Consider the following 21668-nt stretch of genomic DNA (forward strand, 5'->3'; position numbering starts at 1 on the left):
GGTAGCAACCAACCCCAATTCGCAAGCCAAACCCGCAGCCAAAGCGGCCAAAACCGAATCCGCATCGCTAACCCATTTTCAGGTAGCCTCAGGCAAAACAACCAGAGCAGGGCACAAAACGCCGCAGCGCAAACCGAAACCTGCACAATTTGCTACCGTGCGTCCGGCCAAAACCGCTCACTCCGTGGCCGACGCAATCGGCATCCCGAGTGCAACACCGGATAACCAAAGCAAGCCCACTTCCCCGGTGTGGCGGCTGTATGCGGCTATGCTGCTCACTGCACTGTTCACCGTGTGGTTTAGTCAAGATTCTATCAACGCCTATTGGCAGCAAACCTACCACCGTGCTAGCCCTTTGGAAAAATTAACCGACTATGGTTGGTGGCGTAACGGCAGCCGTTGGCAGCAGGCAGCCTTGCAGCGGCATGAAGCTGCCCTAAGCTGGCTGGAAGCCGAAAACAAAAGCTGGCGCGAGCAGCACGCCACCGCACACATCCCGCCGGGTGTAGTGTTACCCACAGCATCTGCTGTACCGCCCGAAACCAGAACCAAATCCGCTTCCGAGCCGGCTGCGGCACAAAACACCGCATCCAAACCACTGCACGAGTGCGTGCAGCTTTCAGCAGGCGACAAAGTATTCTTTGCCGGCGATTCCATGATGGAAGGTGTAGCGCCGCATGTACAGAGATGGTTGAGCAGCCAATACGGCATCGACTCACTCAACCTCAGCCGTCAAAGCACTGGCCTTTCGTACCCCAGCTTCTTCGACTGGCCGGCCACCATAGAAAAAATTTTGCGGGAAGATCAAAAAATCAAGTTGCTGGTGGTGTTCCTGGGGCCAAACGACCCTTGGGATTTCCCCAATCCTGAGCCGGGCACCCAAAGCTACCTGAAATTCCAAAGCCCTGAATGGGAACAGGTTTACCGGCAGCGTATTGAACGCATTGTTGTTGCCGCCAAAGCAGCTAACGTTCAGATTATCTGGCTGGGCATTCCGCTGATGAAGAGTACCCGCTTCAATGCCCAAATGCGTTACTTAGACAGCCTATTTGCCAGTGAGCTGGCCGGAAAAACCATCTGGTTACCTACCGACAAAATCATGGGTGGCGAAGATGGGAAATACCGAGACAGCATCAGCATCAACGGACAAACCGTCCGTTTGCGCAGTAAAGACGGCATTCATTTCACCATAAAGGGGCAACAGCTTCTGGCCGACCAGATAGTAGGCCGCATCGACTATCAGCCCACCAATTCCGTTGCGCCCGCCACCCCACCGCCTCCGAAACTGTGATGGCGAATAGAAAATCATAATTTAAGGATAGCTAGAGTAATGTTGTTTTCCAAAAAAGGCCGCCAACTGGCCTTAATGACTGTCTGCCTGCTCGCCTGCCAGGCCTGCAGCGCCGAAACCGCCGCCCAAGGCTCTTCTGAAAAAGCCGAGCTCACCAACTACGGCAGCTGGCAGCCCGTGTGGCTCGACAAGCTGCAACGGCTCAACCGTGGGGACGACGTGAAATTCCGCATCATCCAGCTGGGCGACTCTCATACCGCCGGCGACTACTTCACCAACAAATTGCGCACCCGCCTGCAACAACAGTGGGGTGATGGCGGCATCGGCTGGGTATATCCCAACACTGTATCCGGCCAGCGTAACGCCCAAGTGCTGCATGGCAGCAGCGGCTGGCAGGTGTTGAGCAACCGCAACGCCCGTGCCGAATTCCCATTGGGCGGTATTCTTAGCCGCTCCTCTGGCGGCAGCGGTAGCGTAACCGTTAACCCCCGCAACCCTATCAGCGAAGCCCAACAAATCACCATCACCGCCCGCCCCGTGTTTGCCGACAGCGAACTTAAAGTGTACGGCGCGCAAGGCAGCCAAGTCGCCTCCCTGCCCAATCTCGGCAGTAACGCTTGGCAGTATTTCTCCTTCACCTCCCAGCTGCCGCTCAGCTACCGAGCTCAAGCTGGCGATATTTGGGAAATCGGCCACATCAACATCGAAAACAACCGCCCCGGCGTAACCGTATCGGCCATGGGCATCAATGGCTCGCAGCTCTCCCAATGGAGCGGCTGGCGCGCCGATTGGCAGCAGGATTTGTCTGCCACCCAGGCCGATTTGGTCATCCTGGCCTACGGCACCAACGAGGCGTTTAACAGCCATCTCGACATGGCGCAAACCAAACGCATCTGGGCCAATACCATCCATAAAATCCGCGAAGCCCTGCCTGGTGCCGGCATCCTGATTATCGGCGCACCTGAGTCGCTTCAAGGACGGCACGGCCAATGCGGCCAACGCCCGCCTTATCTTGACGCCATACAGCAAATGCAGCGCGAAGTGGCGCAGCAGGAGCAAATTTTGTATTGGTCGTGGCAGGCTGCTATGGGGGGCGCGTGCAGTATGAAAAGCTGGATGGCACAAGGCTTAGGCGCGCGCGACGGTGTGCATTTCACCGCTCAAGGTTACCAAACCGCTGCTGGCAAACTGGCCGACGACATCATCAAACTGGCCAATAAATAACCCGCCCAAACAGATTTCAGGTAGCCTTAGATACGAGGCTACCTGAAAATACAATAGACCCATTACCCATTCGCTCCGGAGCCCAACCGTGCCGCAATGCCAAGACATCATCCGCTGGTGCAACGAATTTTTGCGCACAGCCGAATTTCACGACTATGCCCCCAACGGCTTGCAAGTGGAAGGACGAGACGAGGTGCGCAAAATCGTGTGTGCCGTTACCGCCAGCCAGGCCGCCATCGATTATGCCGTGGAGCAGGATGCTGATATGCTCTTGGTGCACCACGGTCTGTTTTGGAAAAGCGAGCCAGCAACCATCACTGGCTGGAAACACCGCCGCATCGCCACGCTTATTCGACACAACATCAATATGGCCGGCTACCACCTGCCGCTTGATGCCCACCCCGAAGCGGGTAATAACGCACAGCTGGCAGCACGCATGGGTTGGCGCATCGAAGGCCAAACCGGCGAGCAAAACCTAATAATGTTCGGCACACCAGAGGCAGAGGCAGACGGCCATGCACTGCTGGCTAATCTGGCTGAGTGCTTGGGACGCAAGCCGGTTTCCGCCGGCGATTTGTCGCGGCCGGTGCGTAAGCTGGCCTGGTGTACCGGCGGGGCGCAGGGTTTTTTCCAGCAGGCGATCGATATTGGTGTAGACGCCTTCGTTACCGGCGAGATTTCCGAAGCGCAATACCATTTGGCGCAGGAAAACGGTGTGCTGTTCGTGAGTGCCGGCCACCACGCCACCGAACGTTACGGCATCCAGGCGCTGTCGACACGGTTACAGCAAGAATGGCCGCTGGAATGCCTGTTTTTTGATGAAGACAATCCAGCCTAAGTTTAAGTTGTCATGTAATCTTTACATCTTGCTTTTCAGGTAGCCTTGGATGCATTTTTATCATTTGAACAAGTTGTTACATTGTTGCACTTATGCCCATGCTCCCCGCTGCGGCAAGACAAATCTTTACTTTATTTTAAATATTTCTTTAAGTGTTGATTTAGGTTAAGTTAAATCACGCCGCTGCGCTATTGGCAGGATAAGGTCTTTGCAAAGTTGCCTCTTTGCGACGCCACAACGGCTGTTGTGCAAAAGCCTTGGTATTTCGGTATTTTTAAAGTATTAGGATGATTGAGTAATGACTAACCAAGAAATCAATCAAGAACAACGGCGCTTTTTGGTACTGGCCACTGCCGGAGCCACCGGTGTGGTGCGCTGGGGGTAGCCAAGCCTTTCGTTGTCAGTTTTTCCCTTCGGAAAAGGCCAAAGCAGCCGTTGCGCCGATCGACATCGACATGAGAAAAATTGAAACCGGCCAGTTGGTTACCGCCGAGTGACGCGGCAAGTGGATTTGGGTGCACACTGGAAAGGCGGCTTCTTTTGCCTGTGCTATGGCTCCAAATTCGACTTGGTCAGCCGTGCGTTCAAAGGAATGCCAGCGCCGTCTAATCTGGTGATCCCTCCTTATAAATATCTATACTGAAACCACCATCCGCGTAGCTGAAGACAGCTTATACCGATGAACAAATCATGACCAATCAAACTACAACCTAAACCAATACCATCTGCCCGCCACACTTACTGCGGTAGAATACATCATACGAGATGTGTCTGACGGCTGGATTATCCGCTATATGTACTCCTCGGCACTTCGTTGTTCTTCATCGTGGTGTATCTGCTATATTCCGCGGCCTGATTTACGGCTCGTTCAAAAAACCGCGCGAGCTCGTGTGGGTGTGTGGCGCGCTGATTTTCCTCGCCCTGACGGCGGAAGCCTTTCAGATGTCGTTTGGGGGCACGCAGGTAATCATCAACCTGTTCGGTGCCATTCCCGTAATCGGCCCTGATTTGTCCACTTGGATTCGCGGCGACTTTAACGTTTCCGACGTTACACTCAACCGCTTCTTTGCTCTGCACGTGATGGCCATGCCGCTGGTGCTGGTCGGTTTGGTGGCGGCGCATTTGATTGCGCTGCACGAAGTAGGCTCCAACAACCCAGACGGCGTGGCAATCAAGTGTAAATCAAAAAGCTGAAAGACGAAAACGGCATCCCGCTCAACAGCGGCGTCCCCTTCCATTCGTATTACCATGTATAAAGATATTTTGATTCCTGATTGTGTTCTGCTCCATTATGTTCTTCGCTCCTGAAAACGACCGCTTCCTCGAAGCGCCCAACTTCAACGCGGCCACCTCACTGAAAGCTCCGGAGCACATCGCCCCGGTATGGTATTTCACCTCGTTCTACGCCATCTTGCGCGCCGTTCCCTTCCGGGCACGTAGATGTGAGGTGTAACCGGCATGGATGCGGCAGTGATTCTGATTGCCCGCCTGTCTGGCTCAACCGCTCGCCGGTAAAGTCTGTGCGCTACCGTAACACCACCTTCAAAACCTTGCTGGTGCTGTTCCTGTTCGCCATCATACTGCCGCTGGCCTACTTCCTGAAGAAGGAATAAAGGAATACTGGAAAAACGTGCACTAAGCATACCGCAGCAAGAAACACAGCTTGAAAACAGCTTGTGTTTTTTGGGGAAAGAGGCTACTTGAAAAGCTGAAACGACAGTTTAATTTCAGGTAGCCTCAAATCAGTCCAGGCTACCTGAAACCATAAACCACTAACAAAGAAAGCAAGCCGCAGGCCGAATGCTGGTATCTAACAAAGCGCCTGATATACTGAATACTTCAAATCACAGCAGCTATATTTTTAGGTAGCCTCAAACTGATTCAGGCTACCTGAACCCCAATCAAAGAGCCACCGAATGCAAGCCTTTATCGAAGAAGCCTACCAGCTGTTTGCTCCCTATACAGTCCGCTTCCCTCTCAATATCTGCACCTGCGAATGCTGCACGCCTAAAGACTGCCAACGCGAACTGCTGCGCTACCGATTACGCGAGATTCCTGTCAACAACCTGGCCGGCTATCTGGGCAGCGTGCCGCTGGCAGACGAAGCCGCCACCGCGCGCGATATGAAGCATTTCCTGCCACGCATTTTGCAGGCCTTGGTAAACGACGAAGATGTGCGCCCCACCGATGAAATGCTGCTCGACAAATTGCGCTGCGACCTGCCCGAATGCTGGCCGGAAGATGAAATCCGCTGGCTGCACCGCTTCGCTGCCGCCTGGTTTGCACACCAAATCGCCGCCCCACGCTACGAAGGCTGTCTGTCCACGTGGCTCGTCATGTTCCACTTTGCGGGCCTAGACGTAACCGACAAGCTGCTCGCCCTGTGGACACAGTCTGCTTCTGAAACCAACGCCCTGCGCGAATTTATCGGCTTGTATCTGACCATACCCTATGGTGCAAACGAACCGGACTGGTATAAAGCCTGTTATCTCCCCGACCATCGCCCGCATCGTGAGTATCTAGTCACCAAACTTTCTGTCTGGTTTGCTGACCCGCACACCCGCGCCACCTTTCGCCGAGCCTCTGAGCAAGCCTTGCTGGCCGGCCGTGAAAAGCCGGAAGAAACCCTGCTGTGGGAACAATGCTACAACTGGCTGGCTTGAAGACTACCTGAAAAACCGGCCGAGCAATTTGAGCCACATAGCAATTCACGTTATTTGAGCTTTACTGCTGCACCGCTTGCAACCAACCTTGAGCTTACTTCCAGAGTAGGGCAGCATTACCACTTTGCTTGCCAATAAAAAGCATCTTCTGAATAAAAGCAAATCCGTCATCCATCCTCTAAAAGGCTACCTGAAATTCTAGCGCCGCTGTTTTCAGGTAGCCTTTCTTCCACCTGCCAAAGGCTAGCTGCAATCTGCCGTTCGGTTTTGGCTGGCTTTCAGGTAGCCTGCTTATTGTGCGCTATAATCCCGCTGTTTTCATTTCACACAAACGGTTGCCCAAATGCGCAAAACCCTCCTCCTCGTTGACGGCTCTTCTTATCTCTACCGCGCTTATCACGCGATGGCGCAGTTGTCCGCGCCTGACGGTGCGCCGACGGGTGCGCTTTATGGCGTGTTGAACATGTTGCGCCGGCTGCGGGCGGATTATGTGCACGATTATTGCGCGGTGGTGTTTGATGCGAAGGGTAAGAATTTCCGCCACGAGATGTTCCCCGACTATAAGGCGACGCGCCCGCCGATGCCGGACGATTTGCGCCCGCAGGCGGAAGCCTTGCCGGATTTGGTGCGGTTGATGGGTTGGCCGGTGCTGGTGATTCCGCAAGTCGAAGCGGACGACGTGATCGGCACGCTGGCGGCGATGGGCGGCGAAGCGGGTTGGAATGTGGTGGTGTCCACCGGCGATAAGGACATGGCGCAGCTGGTGAACGAGCGCGTAACGCTGGTGAACACGATGAGCGGCGAAACGCTGGATATTGAAGGCGTGAAGGAAAAATTCGGCGTGCGCCCCGACCAAATCCGCGATTATCTCGCGCTGATGGGCGACAAGGTGGACAATGTGCCGGGCGTGGAAAAGTGCGGTCCGAAAACGGCGGTGAAATGGCTGAAAGCCTACGGCTCGCTGGCCGGTGTGATGGAACACGCTGCGGAAATCAAGGGCAAGGTCGGCGAAAACCTGCAAGCCGCGCTGCCCCAACTGCCGCTGTCGTATGATTTGGTAACGATTAAAACCGATGTGGACTTGCACGCGGAGCTTTCAGACGGCCTCGAAAGCCTGCGCCGCACTTCGCCGAAATGGTCGCAGCTTGCGGTCGATTTCAAACGCTGGGGCTTCCGCACTTGGCTGAAGGAAGCGGAAAGCCGTATGCACGAAGCGGCGGACGGCGATTTGTTCGGCAGCGATACGATAGGCGAACAGGCGGCGTTGGACATGGAAACGTCGTCTGAAAGGCTACCTGAAAAAGCTGTTGCACCCGAAAAGCTGGATTATCAAGCCGTTACCACCGAAGCGCAGTTTGCCGCCTTGTTAGACAAACTGTCGCAGGCAGACACAATCGGCATTGATACGGAAACCACTTCCCTAGACGCAATGAACGCCGCGCTGGTCGGCATCAGCATCGCGTTCCAAGCAGGCGAAGCGGTTTACATCCCCGTAGGGCATAGCCTGACCGCCGCACCCGAACAGCTCGATTTGCAAGACGTATTAGGTCGTCTGAAACCGCATTTGGAAAACCCCGCCCTGAAAAAAATCGGGCAAAACCTCAAATACGACCAACACGTTTTCGCCAACTACGGCATCGCGCTGAACGGCATTGCCGGCGACGCCATGCTCGCCTCCTACATCATCGAGAGCCATCTCGGACACGGCTTGGACGAATTGTCCGAACGTTGGCTGGGCTTAGAAACCATTACCTACGAATCGCTGTGCGGCAAAGGCGCGAAGCAAATCGGGTTTGCCGACGTCGCCATCGAGCAGGCGACCGAATACGCCGCCCAAGACGCCGATTTCTCCCTGCGCCTCGAAGCGCACCTGCGCACGCAAATGGACGCCAAACAGCTTGAAATGTATGAAAAAATGGAGCTGCCCGTCGCGCAGGTATTGTTTGAAATGGAACACAACGGCGTGCAAATCGACCGCGCCGAACTCGCCCGCCAAAGCGCGGAACTCGGCGCCGAGCTGATGAAGCTCGAACAAGAAGCCTACGCCGCCGCAGGTCAGCCGTTTAACCTCAACTCGCCCAAACAGCTTCAAGAAATCCTGTTCGACAAAATGGGCATTCCCACCAAAGGCCTGAAAAAAACCGCCAAAGGCGGCATTTCCACCAACGAAGCCGTGCTCGAACAGCTCGCGCCCGACTACCCCCTGCCCAAAATCATCCTGCAAAACCGCAGCCTGGCGAAACTCAAATCCACCTACACCGACAAACTGCCCGAAATGATTTCCCCCAAAGACGGCCGCGTGCATACCACCTACGCCCAAGCCGTCGCCATCACCGGCCGCCTCGCCAGCAACAACCCCAACCTGCAAAACATCCCCATCCGCACCGCCGAAGGCCGCCGCGTGCGCCGCGCCTTCACCGCACCGCAAGGCAGCGTCATCGTTTCCGCCGACTATTCCCAAATCGAGCTGCGCATCATGGCACACCTCTCCGGCGACAAAACCCTGATTGCCGCGTTCCAAAACGGCGAAGACGTACACCGCCGCACCGCCGCCGAAGTATTCGGCATCGCCTCCGAAAACGTCTCGTCCGAACAACGCCGCTACGCCAAAACCATCAACTTCGGCCTCATTTACGGCATGGGCCAATACGGCCTCGCCAAATCGCTGGGCATAGACAACCTGTCCGCCAAAACCTTCATCGACCGCTACTTCGCCCGCTACCCCGGCGTCGCCGAATACATGCAGCGCACCAAAGAACAAGCCGCCACCCAAGGCTACGTCGAAACCCTGTTCGGCCGCCGCCTCTACCTGCCCGACATCCGCAACAAAAACGCCAACGCCCGCGCCGGAGCCGAACGCGCCGCCATCAACGCCCCCATGCAAGGCACCGCCTCCGACCTCATCAAACGCGCCATGATAGACGTGTCTCACTGGCTGGTTTCAGACGACCTGAAGAGCAAACTGATTATGCAGGTGCATGACGAACTGGTGTTGGAAGTACCCGAAGTCGAACTGGATTTAGTGAAAGAAAAGCTGCCGCAGATTATGGCGAAAGTGGACGAAGGGATGTTGAAAGTGCCGCTGGTGGCTGAGGTGGGCGTGGGTATGAATTGGGAAGAGGCGCATTGAAAAGGTTAGTCATATATTGTTGATTAACACAAAAAGGCTACCTGAAATTTTCAGGTAGCCTTTCATCTTAAGTATGCAGCTGCTCTTACTGCGTCAGCACATCCACGCCCTGCGGCGGGGTGAAGCGGAATTGGCTGCGGGAGAGGTTGGATCTGGTATTCAGATTGTTGAATTTGATAGTGGTTTGGTTGCCAAAGCTGTCTTTTAGGCGCATTTCGGCCAGATCGTCACCTTTGAAGCCAAGGCGGATGTATTGGTAGCCGGCGTTGGAATGCTTTGGCGTGGCCAATACGTAGTCGATGCCGCCGGCGGAGCCGTCTTCTTTTAGGGTGTAGCTAGCGGAGAGGGCGTCTTTATTGGAGAGGATGGCGGCGGGGCTGTCGCCGATGGCTTGGTTTTGCGCGGTTTTGGTGATTTGCGCCAAATCAATGTCGTAGAGCCAAATGTGGCTGCCGTCGCCTACGATGGTTTGTTTGTAGGGGCTGGTATATTCCCATTTGAAGAGGCCAGGACGTAGGATGCTGAAGCGGCCTTGGGCATTGCGGGTTTTGTTACGGCTTTGCACGCTTTGGCTGAAGCTGCCGCTGATGCCGTCGGTGTCGGCGTTGAATTTTTGCAGGGCTTCGATGCCGCCGGCCTGGGCGCTGCCGATGGCTATTGCCAAAACGGCTGCGGCAACAAGGCGGAAGGTTTGGTTTTTCATCATTTTTCCTTTGTGCGAATCAAAACGGAATACGGCGCATTGTACCAGCTTGGGCGTGGCGGGGCAGGGCGGTGGGAATTGTGAAGATAGCAGGGCAAAGGAATTTTTCCGCTGCGGCAAGGCATTAGGCAAAATAGGGTGGCGAATTTTTAACCGGATTTTATTCCTGCGCTATAATTCACGGCTGCGGTAAGCGGCGGAAAAGGTTGCGGTAGATGCAGCGAGCCGCAGACAATACAGATAACACGGTAAGGCAAGCCAACGCGGTAGCATCCTCATTTTAATTCACTATACTTTTCAGGTAGCTTCATCCGCCTTCTTGGAGAACCTTATGATTCAAGCTGTATTATTCGATTTAGACGGCACATTGGCAGACACTGCGCTGGATTTGGGCGGCGCGCTCAACCGCCTCTTGGCCAGAAACGGCCTACCCGCCGTACCGATGGCGCAAATCCGACCAGTGGCCAGCCATGGTGCCAACTATCTGATTAAGCTGGGCACGGGCATTGAAAAAAGCCACCCCGACCACTCGCGCTGGCGGCAGGAATACCTGGCTGAATACGAACACGGCTTTTGCGATGAAACCGTGTTGTTTGAAGGCATCAACCCCATGCTCGAGCAGCTCGCCCGCCGCCGCATTGCCTGGGGCATCATCACCAATAAGCCGCACCGTTTCACCAGCCTGCTCGTGCCCAAGCTGGGCTTTATCGCCCCGCCTGCCGTGGTGGTGAGCGGCGACACCTGCGCCGAGTCCAAACCCAGCACGCTGCCGATGCACCACGCCTGTCGGCAAATCGGCATTGCACCTAAGCGCTGCCTGTATGTGGGCGATGCCGAACGCGATATGGTGGCGGGCAAAAACGCCGGCATGGCCACAGCCTTGGCCAACTGGGGCTACATCGCCGAGAGCGACCAGGTGCACGAATGGCCGGCAGATGCACGGCTGGATACGCCCGGGCAGATTTTGGATTTACTATAGCCGAGTAGCTTAACCTTTACCTAATGGAGAACGTCTTAATGAAGAAAATTAGCTTATTGCTGCCTATTTGCGCCACACTGGCCTTGAGTAGCTGCTTTATGTCGCAGAAATCGTAAATCATGCACCGCGAAGAGCTGTATAACGCACAAGACCAGGCTCAACTACGCATTTACGGCCAATACGGCCACGATGTGGTGCACATGATCCCGAACAGCAGCTGCGAACAATGGGCAGAAAACAAGGCCGACGCCGCCACACCAGATTTACTGGTGGCCTGCCGCGCCGCATCCGCAACCTTTCGGTGGGCATGCCTACCACTCAGCGCAGCAACACTGTGAATGCCGATACCGGCGTGGTGTTCCGCGAATCGTATAAAGAATTTGTTGTGCCCGCCAGCAAACCGCTGGTGCTCGATGGCGCGTTTCCCAGTAAAACCACCAGCCAGGTACACCGCTGTTACACCGCCAGCAGCCTCACCCCGCAGGCTGGCAAGAATTACGAAATACAGTATTCGCGCGGCGGGAACAGCTGCGATGTGGCTGTAGTGGAAATCCTGCCGCGAGCCGAAGGCGAAGTGCACCCCACCCGCCCTGCGCCCATCCTCCAGTATTACCCGATGCCGGGAATCAGCTATTAAGCAAAAAAATCTACCTGAAAGTGCAGGTTTCGGAGACGCTCAAGCAGCAATCCAATTTTCAGATAGTCTGTTATTTGCATAGAGGCTACCTGAAAGCATCAACCATAGCTTCAGGTAGCCTTCCTTCCCAAAGAAACCTCATGTCCTTTTCCCTTATCATCATCGGCGACGAAATCCTGCACGGCAGCCGCCAAGACAAACACTTTGCCTTTTTCAAACAGCTGCTCAAAGAGCGCGGCCTGCTGCTCGATTCCGTGCAATACCTGCCCGACAATCGCCAACTCCTCGTCCACCGGCTGCGCCAAAGCTTTGCCGAAGGCCTGCCCACCTTTGTTACCGGCGGCATCGGCAGCACGCCGGATGACCACACCCGCCAAGCTGCGGCCGAAGCCCTCGGTCTGCCGCTGGCGCTGCACCCGCAGGCCGCTGCCAACATCGAAGTCGTATCCCTCAAACACGGCGACAGCCTCGGCAGCATCGGCCACCAAATCCGCCTGCGCATGGCCGAATTCCCCCAAGGCAGCGGCCTGCTTCCCAATCCCTACAACAACATCGCTGGTTTTTCCATCCGCGAACACTACTTCCTGCCCGGCTTCCCCGTAATGGCACAGCCCATGGCAGCTTGGGTACTCGACGAATACTACGCCCATCTCCAACACCAAACCGAACGCCGCAGCGTCAGCGCTTGGATCGACTTGCCCGAATCCTGTATCAGCTCCCTGATGGCCGACATCGAACAGCACTACCCCGGCATCCGCAGCTTCAGCCTGCCTGCCACCCCCACCACCCAGCAGCGCTACCGCCTGCTGTTCGGCCTCAAAGCCGAAGGGGAAGCTTGTAGCCGGCTGGATGCAGCTTGGCAGACAGCCGAAGCCGGCTTGAAAAAGCAGGGCGCCACACAGATTGAGCTGGCGCCGGAAGACGTGTAAACAGAAAGAAATCGGTTTCAAGTAGCCTTCAGCATGATTGAGGCTACCTGGAATTTTTTATAACTAAAGCACTTCATACTGCTTTATCTCGCTTTGTTGTACTAGCTGTACTGTCTGCGGCTCATTGCTTTGCGTGAAACAATAATTATTTCATACATATACCTTAACCACGCTGTCAATCGGAATATCGGATTCGAGGCCCTGGCTTACAGGAGCGGCAACATAAAGGCTACCTGAAGCTATTTTCTTCCTTACTACGCCGGCGAGGAAATCTTATGGCAACAAAACCAGTCACTAGCTGCTTAGTGATAATACAAGAATGGAAACAAATGGCGGCAAACATGCGGGCATTTCAACCCCGCCAATTTTGCAGCACCCATTTGATGTCGTCACCCAGCTGCTCGACGCTTATGGTGTGCCAATTGGACTCACAGCTGAGAGCGGCAGGGTTTTCAGGTAGCCTGAACAAGGTGGATGATTGCGTGCCGCCGAGCAGTTTGGGCGCTTGGTAGCAGACGATTTCGTCCACCAAATCCTGCGCCAAAAATGCGCTGCCCAGTGTGGCTCCGGCTTCCAACATCAGCTCGCCGATGCCGCGAGCGGCCAAATCGGCCAGCACGGCACTCAGGTTGAGCCGGCCTTGGGCGTCAGCTTTCAAACGGCAGATTTCGGCGGCGGCGGGCGCGGGGCTGTCGGACAAGGTATAGATGAGCGTGGGAGCGCTGCCGTCGAGCAGATGGCTACCGGCAGGCAGGCGCAGGCGGCTGTCGAGCAGTACGCGCAGCGGGGCGCGCAGGGTGGGGAAGTCGCGCACGGTGAGGCGCGGGTTGTCGGCCAGAGCGGTGCCGATGCCGGTGAGCACGGCGCAGCTTTCGGCGCGCTGGATCTGCACATCGTGCCGCGCGGCTTCGCCGGTAATCCATTGGCTTTGGCCGTTGGCAAGCGCGGTTTTGCCGTCGAGGCTGGCGGCGGTTTTCAGCTTCACAAACGGGCGGCCGCGTTCGATGCGGGAGAGGAAGCCGCGGTTGAGCTGCCGCGCTTCGCGTTCCATCAGGCCGCAGGCTACCTGAATGCCGGCGGCTTCAAGCATGGAGAGCCCTTTGCCCGCCACCAGGGGGTTGGGGTCTTGCATGGCGGCTACCACGCGGCGCACACCGGCGCGGTTCAGGGCTTCGGCGCAGGGCGGAGTGCGGCCGTGGTGGGCGCAGGGTTCGAGGGTAATATAGGCGGTAGCGCCTTGCGCGGCGCTGCCGGCCTGGCGCAGGGCGTGCACTTCGGCATGCGGCTCGCCAGCCTTGAGGTGGAAACCTTGGCCGACAATCTGCCCGCCCTGCGCAATCACGCAGCCGACACGCGGATTGGGCGAAGTGGAGAAACGGCCTTGCCAAGCAAGGGCAATGGCTTGCTGCATCAGGGCGTGGTCGGCGGGGGAGAATTGGGGCATTTTGAGTAAGGGGCGGATAGGGGAAACGGGGTAAATAAGGTTTTCAGGTAGCCTTTAAACGGCAAGAAAGGCTACCTGAAAACGAAGCAAAGCGAAGTTTCTGCGAAGCTAAAAAGATGCCGATGGTTTCAGGTAGCCTTCAAGGCTTAAACGGCAGGCCGAAGTGGCTGTAGCTGCGTTCGGTGGCCACGCGGCCGCGCGGGGTGCGCTGGAGGAAGCCTTGTTGGATGAGGTAGGGCTCGATCACGTCTTCGATGGTGTCGGAGCTTTCGCCGATGGCGGCGGCGATGTTGTCCAAGCCGACGGGGCCGCCGGCAAATTTGTGCAGCACGGCTTCGAGAAATTTACGGTCCATCATGTCGAGGCCTTCGTTGTCCACATCGAGCATTTGCAGGGCGGCATCGGCTAGGGCGGCATCCACTCGGCCGTTGCTTTTCACTTCGGCATAGTCGCGCACGCGGCGCAGCAGGCGGTTGGCAATGCGCGGGGTGCCGCGGCTGCGACGGGCGATTTCGAAGGCGCCGGTATCGTCGAGGCTCATTTGCAGTAGGCCGGCGGAACGGGAAACGATGGTGGCGAGGTCGGCGCTGCTGTAAAACTCGAGGCGGGAGACGATGCCGAAGCGGTCGCGCAGGGGATTGGTGAGCATACCGGCGCGGGTGGTAGCACCAACGAGGGTGAAGGGGGGCAGGTCGATTTTCACGCTGCGGGCAGCGGGGCCTTCGCCAATCATGATGTCGAGCTGGTAGTCTTCGAGGGCGGGGTAGAGGATTTCTTCCACCACGGGGCTGAGGCGGTGGATTTCATCGATGAAGAGTACGTCGTGCGGCTCGAGGTTGGTGAGCAGGGCGGCAAGGTCGCCGGCGCGTTCGAGCACGGGGCCGCTGGTTTGGCGCAGGTTCACACCGAGTTCTTTAGCGATGATGTGGGCAAGGGTGGTTTTGCCCAGGCCGGGTGGGCCGAACAGGAGGGTATGGTCGAGGGCTTCGCCGCGCTTTTTGGCGGCTTGGATGAAGATGCCGAGCTGCTCTTTGGTTTTGGCCTGGCCAATGTAGTCGGCGAGGGTTTTGGGGCGCAGGGCGCGTTCGAGCTGCTCTTCCTGGCTGGAAATCTGGCGGGCGGTGATGAGGCGTTCGGGTTCGGCGGCGGTGAGGGAATCGGTGTGGAGCATGATGAGGAAGGGGTTTCAGGTAGCCTTAGTGGTTTAATTTCATTGCGGTTTTGTTTTAGCTCCGCAAAAGCTCTGCCTTGGCTTCGCCAAAATATCACTTTCAGGTAGCCTGTTGGCGAGGAAGGCTTCGATTGATCCGGGCTGGCGCCGGCTGTTTTCCAGCCATTCCGGCAGCCATTCAGTGATGCGTTCGCCGATACGGCGGATGAAGGTGCCGGGCTGGGGTTCGTCGATATATTCTTGCTGGCGTACTAGGACGAGCGGATCTTCGCTGCCGGGTTGTTGCCGGGCAAAGGCGAGGGCTTCGGCATGGGTGGCGAAAGCATGGAAGTAGTCGTCGCCTTCATATAAATCGGGGACGCCGCGCTCGGGATGGCACCATACGCGGTATTCGAGCACGTCATCGTAGAAATAGCCACTGCCGGAATGGCAGTGGGCAGGGTAAATACCCACTTTTTCAGGATAGGTGGCGGGCGGGTAGGGGGATTGGCTCATTTTGTGCGGTGCTTGTTTGGAAAATAATCAGAAGGCTACCTGAAATGGCAGCCTTCTGTTGCTGGGCTAGGGGGCAGATGCGCCCTTCGGCGGGACGGAAGCGGCCGAGGCGGTGGCAGGCGCAGATGCCGGCGTGGCCGGGGTACTGGAATCGGCGGGCAGGGAGCTGTCGGGCAACAGGTTTTCATCGGCTTGCGATTCGATGCGTTTGCCGTTCATGCTGAAGGTTTTGTTGCGCACGACGATGTGGGTGCTCACGATTTGGTTGCCGTCGATTTTCAGGTAGCCTTGCCGCGCCATGCTTTCGAGCACGCTGTCGAGCCACAGGCGCACGGCTTCTTTGATTTCGTGGTCGGCATCGGGTAGGGAGGGATCGACACTGATGTAGTTTTTAGCTTGGGCGACGGTGAGCCGCTCGATCACTTGCTGCGGTACGGCAATGTGGAAATCGGCATCGGTTTGGGCGAGCATTTTGTCAATGTCGTTCAAATCAGCGGTAGTGAGGTTGCTGAATTTGAGTTCGCCGTTGCCGCTGATCATGCCTTGCGGGGTGGTGAGGTCAAACTGTTTGAGCCGGATAACGGGGTCGTTGGTGAAAAGGCCGGCGGCTTCGTTGCGCAGGGCGGCAAGCAGGGCTTCGCGCATTTGCTCGTCACTGAGGCGCTGGGTGATGAGCTGGTCGCGGCGGGTTTTGAACGCGGCGAGGCTTTCGGCATCGATGTGTTCGGCGCTCACATGGATGGCCAGCGGGCCGTAGTTGTCGCTGCCGTAGTTGAGCTTGGCGAAGCCGAATTTGCCTTCGGTGTTCACCCAGCGGCCGTCTTGATCCATGCGGGTTTCGATTTGCAGGTCGTTGAGGGTGATTTTGGCGGGCGGCACTTGGCCGTAGGGGTTGATGAAGCTGCCGATTTGCAGGTCGGACACCATGTTCAGCACATCGTTAAGACGGATGTCGTAGTTGATGCTGTCTTTCCACTCCACTTCCACCTGGCCGAGGGTGAGCTTGCTGCTGCCCAGGGCCAGGTTGTGACTGCCTTCGCGGGTTTCGGTGTGCAGCTGGAGGTTTTTGTAGGAAACGCTGCCTTTGTCGGCCAGGGTGATGGTGAGACCGGGGTTGTTCAGGCTGCTTTGGTATTCGGTGAAGTATTTGGCGTAGTCGGTGCTACCTTCGAGGCCTTGCCAATTAATGGCGATGCCGGAGAGCTCTTGGTATTTGAAAGCAGGCACCTGCCAAGTGAGGCGGCCGTTGCCGTTGAGTTGGATCACGTTGCGCAGGCTGGCAGGGGCTTGGCTACCGAAGAAGCGTTGCAGTATTTCGCGGCTTTCGGGCTGGAAAACGAATTCGGTGTCTACCACGGCACGCACAGGCATGCTGCCGTTGGCAAACAGGCTGTGTTTGATGTTGCTCTCCAGCGTGATGGGCTGGGTGAGGATGGTTTTAATGTTGTCGGGCAGTTTGTCTTGCAGCTGAGCCAGGAAGGTGGGCTTGAAGCGCACCACGGTGGTTTCGTGCGAATTGAACCAGCCGCGCTCGTAGCGACGGGATTCGACTTGCAAGAAGGATGTGTGGCTTAGGATTTCATGCTGTTTGTTCAGGCTTTGTTCGGCTTTGATGCCAAGATAGTAGGGCGCGCCGAGAAGCAGAGCAGCCAGCAGCAGGATGAGGCCGGAGAACAGCCAAAGGAGTTTTTTCATGCAACAACCAAAATGCGTGATATTAGGAAAGCGCAAGGATAACACCAAAACGGGGCACTGTCTTGGTGCTGGGCAAGCAAGAGGCTACCTGAAAACGGATTTTTACTTTCGTTAAAATTGTTTTCAGGTAGCCTGTGTGCCCTTAACGGGCTAAATCGGGCGGAAAATTAGGCGCCGGTGCCGCTTAGGGCGTTGATGCTGTAGCCGCCGTCCACGTAGGTGATTTCGCCAGTGATGCCGGAGGAGAGGTCGGACAGCAGGAAGGCGGCGGTGTTGCCCACTTCTTCGATGGTTACGTTGCGACGCAGCGGGTTTTGCGAAGCAACGTGGTTGAGCAGGCGGCCGAAATCAGCGATACCGGCGGCAGCCAGGGTTTTAATCGGGCCGGCGGAAATACCGTTGCAACGGATGCCTTCGGGGCCGACGCAGGCGGCAGTGAAGCGGATGGCGGCTTCCAAGCTGGCTTTGGCCATGCCCATTACGTTGTAGTTGGGTATGGCACGCACGGCGCCCAGATAAGTGAGCGCGAGGATGGCGCTGTTGCGGTTGCGCATCATCGGGCGAGCAGCTTTGGCCAGCGCGGGCAGACTGTAGGCAGAAACATCGTGTGAAATTTCAAAAGCTTCTCGGCTGATGCTGTCTAAGAAATCGCCGCTGAGAGCTTCTTTGGGCGAGAAGGCGATAGCGTGCACCAGGCCGTCGAGACCATCCCATTTTTTGCCCAGGCCAGCAAATACTTGTTCGATTTCGGTGTCGTTCTGCACGTCGCAGCGGAATACCAAATCAGAGCCGAAATCGGCCGCTATTTTGCGCACACGCTCTTCCAGTTTGTCCACCACATAGGTAAACGCCAGCTCGGCGCCCTGTTTGCGACAGGCTTTGGCGATGCCGTAGGCAATAGAACGCTCGGAAATCATGCCAGTAATCAGGATTTTTTTGCCTTGCAAAAAGCCCATTTTTCTTGTCCTCAGGGGAAATTGTCTGTACAGGCTGCTTGATTTTCAGGTAGCCTGCACTCAAAATCGGGGCATTATAGCTTAATTTAGGTTGGCAGAGTAAATCCGAAGCTGTTTTGCGAGAGTTGCGAACAGCCGAAACCCGCTGTTTTTGGCAGCGGGCTTCAACTTTTCGGTTTTGAATATTGGGATGTTAAACAATTGGTTTCGCTAGGCGCACTCCTGTAGAATTGGGTAGATATAGCTTCTTCAGCTATGCCCCATAAGAAAGGGCATGGCTATTATACATAAGCGATAATTGCTATCAATATTTAGATAGGAAATATTTTTATCGATACTCCTAAAATGTGATTTATTTTCGCAATTCTGCCAACAGACAAAATACGAGCTGCTGCCCAACCGTTATATAATGCCGCCCGACTTTCGTTTTCAATCCTTTAACGCCATGAACACAGCGCACTCCACCATTTCCGTACAACTGCTGCATGCCAACCAACTGGGCACAGACGAAATCGCCCGCGCCTTATCTGCCATTTCCACCCACCAAGTGGACTATGCCGACATCTACTGCCAGCGCACCGCCTATGAAAGCTGGCATTTGGAAGAGGGCATGGTGAAATCCGGCAGTTTTCAGATTGATCAAGGTGTGGGCGTGCGGGCGGTGTCGGGCGAGAAAACGGCGTTTGCCTATGCCGACAGCCTAAGCCCGGCCGTATTGCGGCAGGCGGCAGAAGCGGTACGTACCATCGGTGCAGCGGGGCAGGAGCGGCAGGTTAAGCTGGCTGGTTCAGCCAGCCGCCAGCAGGTTGCACTCTACACACCGGACAATCCGATTCCCGGCTTAGACTCTGCTGCCAAGGTGGCGCTGCTCAACCGTGTGGAACAGCTGGCCAAAGCTGCCGACCCGCGGATTGTGCAAGTGATGGCAGGGCTGACTTGCGAACACGATTTAATCTATCTGGCTCGGCTGGACGGCATCACCGCTGCCGATATCCGCCCGCTGGTGCGCTTAAGCATCACCGTGGTGGCCAAGCGGGGCGAGCGGCGCGAAGTGGGCAGCTTTGGCGGCGGCGGGCGGCACGGGCTGGATTATTTCAGCGAAGAGCGGCTGCGCAGTTATGTGGAGGCGGCGGTAAAACAGGCTTTGGTGAACCTGGAATCGCGCCCCGCGCCCGCCGGCAGCATGACCGTGGTGCTCGGCAGCGGTTGGCCGGGCGTGCTGCTGCACGAAGCCGTGGGGCACGGGCTGGAAGGCGATTTCAACCGCAAAGGCACCAGCGCGTTTGCCGGCCGTTTGGGAGAACGCGTGGCAGCCAAAGGCGTAACCGTGGTGGACCAAGGCAATATCGAGCAACGGCGCGGCTCACTCAATCTGGACGACGAAGGCAATGCTACCCGACAAACCGTGCTGATTGAAGACGGCATCCTGGCCGGCTACCTGCAAGACGAAACCAACGCCCGGCTGATGGGCATGGCGGTAACCGGCAACGGCCGCCGCGAAAGCTACGCCGCCGCACCGATGCCGCGCATGACCAACACTTTCATGCAAAACGGCAACCGCGAGCCGGAAGAAATCATCGCCTCAATCGAAAAAGGCCTGTATGCCGTGAACTTCGGCGGCGGGCAGGTGGACATTACCAGCGGCAAATTCGTGTTCAGCGCCTCCGAAGCGTGGTGGGTGGAAAACGGCAAGCTGCAATACCCTGTTAAAGGTGCCACCATCATCGGTAGCGGGCCGGAAGTGCTCAAACACGTGAGCATGATCGGCAACGACATGGCGCTCGACAGCGGCATCGGCGTGTGCGGTAAGGAAGGCCAGAGCGTGCCTGTGGGTGTGGGGCAGCCCACGCTGCGTATCGATGCCGGCTTAACTGTTGGTGGCAGCGAAACCGCTTGATAGACTTGTCGGCAAAGGCTACCTGAAAGGGGTTTCAGGTAGCCTTTGTTGTATCTTGCTTTTGTACTGTTAGTGCATCATCGCTTGGTATGAAGATGTATTTAATCCAAGTTTCAAAATCAAAAGGCTACCTGAAAACTGTTTTCCTCGCAGGAACCCATTTTCAGGTAGCCTTTACCAATACAGAAGGCAAGACCAGCAAATAGCCCGTTGTGCCTAATGAAATAGCAATAGTTATCATATATGTACAAGCCAATGTTTCTAATGAAATTCCTAAAAAACACACTATTAAGTGCAAAGAAAAGTAAATATTTTATCCATTGATAATCATTGGCAGATTCAGTTGGCTAAACTAAGCTGCCTAACCATTTTATTTTCCTGAAATTTTCTGCTGCATACTGAAAAGAAATCGCTTACTTTTCAGGATAATTATTCGCATTAATAAGCGCAATATGAGAATTTTTGCAACAAGCTGCGTATAATCCACCAGGTTGAAACGACAGCATATATTACCGCTGCCATTACACGCATCATTCCATTTATCCACAGGAGTAAAACAATGCAAGGCAACAAAGAAGTTATCGACTACATGAACCAACTCTTGGCCGGTGAGCTCGCCGCCCGCGACCAATATTTCATCCACTCCCGCATGTACGACGAATGGGGATACACCAAGCTCTTCGCCCGTATCGGCCATGAAATGGAAGACGAAACCGAGCACGCTGCCGATTTCATCCGCCGTATCCTCATGATCGGCGGCACTCCGCAGATGGTGCCTGCTCCCGTGCGCATCGGCCGCAACGTGCGCGAAATGCTGCAATTCGATTTGGATACCGAATACGAAGTACGCGAAAACCTCAAACGCGGCATCAAACTGTGCGAAGAAAAACAAGACTACGTAACCCGTGATTTGCTGATCAACCAGCTCAAAGACACCGAAGAAGATCACGCCCACTGGCTCGAACAGCAGCTGCGCCTCATCGACCTGCTCGGCGAGCAGAACTACCTGCAAAGCCAGCTGTAATACGGAAAGGAAAACGTATGAAAGGCGATCGCGAAGTTATCCGCCAGCTCAATAAAAACCTGGGCATCCTGCTTATCACCATCAATCAGTATTTCCTGCATGCCCGCATTCTGAAAAACTGGGGTTTGGAAAAGCTGGGCGGTTATTTCCACAAACAATCCATCACCGATATGAAAGCAGCCGATGCCCTGATTGAGCGTATCCTCCTGCTGGAAGGTCTGCCCAACCTGCAAGAGCTCGGCAAACTGCTGATTGGCGAAAACACCGAAGAAATCATCCAATGCGACCGGCAAAAAGAGCAAGACAAACACCAGGCACTAGTGGAAGCCATTGCCGTATGCGAAGAAAAGCAGGACTACGTTTCCCGTCAGCTTTTGGAAAAACAGAAAGACGAAAACGAAGAACGTCTCGACTGGCTGGAAACCCAGCTCGATCTGATGGAAAGTTTGGGTTTGCAAAACTACCTGCAACTCAGGGCGTAAGGGGATTAAAACACCAAGCCACTGCCAAACTAGGCAAGACCCTTTCCAAATAGCAACAGCCTGTGCGCTTCAGCAGCAGGCTGTTTTGTGCAATTCAATTCGCTTCCAGT

At 55.8% G+C, this 21668-nt stretch carries 17 protein-coding genes and 2 pseudogenes; 13 read left to right on the forward strand and 6 right to left on the reverse strand.

The genetic code is table 11. The features are described 5' to 3' along the window. Positions 1-268: 268 nt before the first annotated feature. The 7 genes and pseudogenes from A7Q03_RS02300 to polA all read left to right on the forward strand — a co-directional run bounded on the left by A7Q03_RS02300 (position 269) and on the right by polA (position 9146). Positions 269-1291 (forward strand): DUF459 domain-containing protein, encoded by a 1023-nt coding sequence (locus A7Q03_RS02300; RefSeq protein WP_067447366.1) that lies wholly within the window; start codon positions 269-271, stop codon positions 1289-1291. 39 nt (positions 1292-1330) lie between these two features. Continuing rightward, positions 1331-2515, forward strand: coding sequence for an SGNH/GDSL hydrolase family protein (locus tag A7Q03_RS02305; RefSeq protein WP_067446962.1), 1185 nt, complete (start codon positions 1331-1333; stop codon positions 2513-2515). 88 nt (positions 2516-2603) lie between these two features. Beyond that, positions 2604-3353 (forward strand): Nif3-like dinuclear metal center hexameric protein, encoded by a 750-nt coding sequence (locus A7Q03_RS02310; RefSeq protein WP_067438917.1) that lies wholly within the window; start codon positions 2604-2606, stop codon positions 3351-3353. Positions 3354-3651: 298 nt separating this feature from the next. Beyond that, positions 3652-4036, forward strand: a pseudogene (locus A7Q03_RS10340) (ubiquinol-cytochrome c reductase iron-sulfur subunit N-terminal domain-containing protein). A gap of 24 nt (positions 4037-4060) precedes the next feature. Next, positions 4061-4933 (forward strand): annotated as a pseudogene (locus A7Q03_RS02315) (cytochrome bc complex cytochrome b subunit); the annotation flags it as partial. A gap of 336 nt (positions 4934-5269) precedes the next feature. Then, positions 5270-6016: a hypothetical protein gene (locus A7Q03_RS02320; RefSeq protein WP_067446964.1), complete on the forward strand. Its 747-nt coding sequence runs from the start codon at positions 5270-5272 to the stop codon at positions 6014-6016. Positions 6017-6359: 343 nt separating this feature from the next. Then, entirely contained in the window at positions 6360-9146 is a 2787-nt protein-coding gene (gene polA / locus A7Q03_RS02325) for a DNA polymerase I (RefSeq protein ID WP_067446966.1), read from the forward strand. A gap of 85 nt (positions 9147-9231) precedes the next feature. On the opposite strand, the gene lolA is transcribed toward polA, so the two are convergent. Next, positions 9232-9849, reverse strand: a complete 618-nt coding sequence (gene lolA, locus A7Q03_RS02330) for an outer membrane lipoprotein chaperone LolA (protein WP_153705466.1) — start codon at positions 9847-9849, stop codon at positions 9232-9234. Between the two features lie 331 nt (positions 9850-10180). Between lolA and A7Q03_RS02335 the strand changes: the two genes are divergently transcribed. From A7Q03_RS02335 to A7Q03_RS02345, 3 genes are all read left to right on the forward strand, one after another. Beyond that, complete coding sequence (locus A7Q03_RS02335; RefSeq protein WP_067446968.1) at positions 10181-10828, forward strand: HAD family hydrolase; 648 nt, start codon at positions 10181-10183, stop codon at positions 10826-10828. Between the two features lie 226 nt (positions 10829-11054). Then, a complete protein-coding gene (locus A7Q03_RS02340) occupies positions 11055-11465 on the forward strand; it encodes a hypothetical protein (RefSeq protein ID WP_067438907.1) in 411 nt (136 codons plus the stop codon). Positions 11466-11605: 140 nt separating this feature from the next. Continuing rightward, positions 11606-12394, forward strand: coding sequence for a molybdopterin-binding protein (locus tag A7Q03_RS02345; RefSeq protein ID WP_067446969.1), 789 nt, complete (start codon positions 11606-11608; stop codon positions 12392-12394). Between the two features lie 352 nt (positions 12395-12746). Here the strand turns inward: A7Q03_RS02345 and ribD are convergent, their stop codons facing one another. The 5 genes from ribD to fabI form a co-directional block, all read right to left on the reverse strand. After that, a complete protein-coding gene (gene ribD / locus A7Q03_RS02350) occupies positions 12747-13838 on the reverse strand; it encodes a bifunctional diaminohydroxyphosphoribosylaminopyrimidine deaminase/5-amino-6-(5-phosphoribosylamino)uracil reductase RibD (protein WP_067438901.1) in 1092 nt (363 codons plus the stop codon). A gap of 139 nt (positions 13839-13977) precedes the next feature. After that, the gene (gene ruvB, locus A7Q03_RS02355) at positions 13978-15009 is read right to left on the reverse strand and encodes a Holliday junction branch migration DNA helicase RuvB (RefSeq protein ID WP_067446971.1); all 1032 of its coding nucleotides are present in this window, start codon (positions 15007-15009) and stop codon (positions 13978-13980) included. Positions 15010-15048: 39 nt separating this feature from the next. After that, positions 15049-15504: a GCN5 family acetyltransferase gene (locus A7Q03_RS02360; RefSeq protein ID WP_067446972.1), complete on the reverse strand. Its 456-nt coding sequence runs from the start codon at positions 15502-15504 to the stop codon at positions 15049-15051. A gap of 66 nt (positions 15505-15570) precedes the next feature. After that, positions 15571-17199: a YdgA family protein gene (locus A7Q03_RS02365; protein WP_067446974.1), complete on the reverse strand. Its 1629-nt coding sequence runs from the start codon at positions 17197-17199 to the stop codon at positions 15571-15573. A gap of 167 nt (positions 17200-17366) precedes the next feature. Next, on the reverse strand, positions 17367-18155 hold the full coding sequence (gene fabI / locus A7Q03_RS02370) for an enoyl-ACP reductase FabI (RefSeq protein WP_067446976.1): 789 nt from the start codon (positions 18153-18155) through the stop codon (positions 17367-17369). 445 nt (positions 18156-18600) lie between these two features. Here fabI and tldD point away from each other — a divergent pair, with 445 nt between their 5' ends. The 3 genes from tldD (at position 18601) to bfr (A7Q03_RS02385) (ending at position 21558) form a co-directional block, all read left to right on the forward strand. Then, a complete protein-coding gene (tldD, locus tag A7Q03_RS02375; protein ID WP_067447367.1) occupies positions 18601-20052 on the forward strand; it encodes a metalloprotease TldD in 1452 nt (483 codons plus the stop codon). Between the two features lie 559 nt (positions 20053-20611). Then, complete coding sequence (gene bfr, locus A7Q03_RS02380) at positions 20612-21076, forward strand: bacterioferritin (protein WP_067446978.1); 465 nt, start codon at positions 20612-20614, stop codon at positions 21074-21076. A gap of 17 nt (positions 21077-21093) precedes the next feature. Further along, positions 21094-21558 carry a bacterioferritin gene (gene bfr, locus A7Q03_RS02385; RefSeq protein ID WP_067446980.1) on the forward strand — a complete coding sequence of 155 codons (465 nt, stop codon included), beginning with the start codon at positions 21094-21096 and terminating at the stop codon, positions 21556-21558. Positions 21559-21668: the final 110 nt, after the last annotated feature.

It is taken from the genome of Eikenella sp. NML99-0057 (assembly GCF_001648535.1).
Taxonomy (GTDB): domain Bacteria; phylum Pseudomonadota; class Gammaproteobacteria; order Burkholderiales; family Neisseriaceae; genus Eikenella; species Eikenella exigua.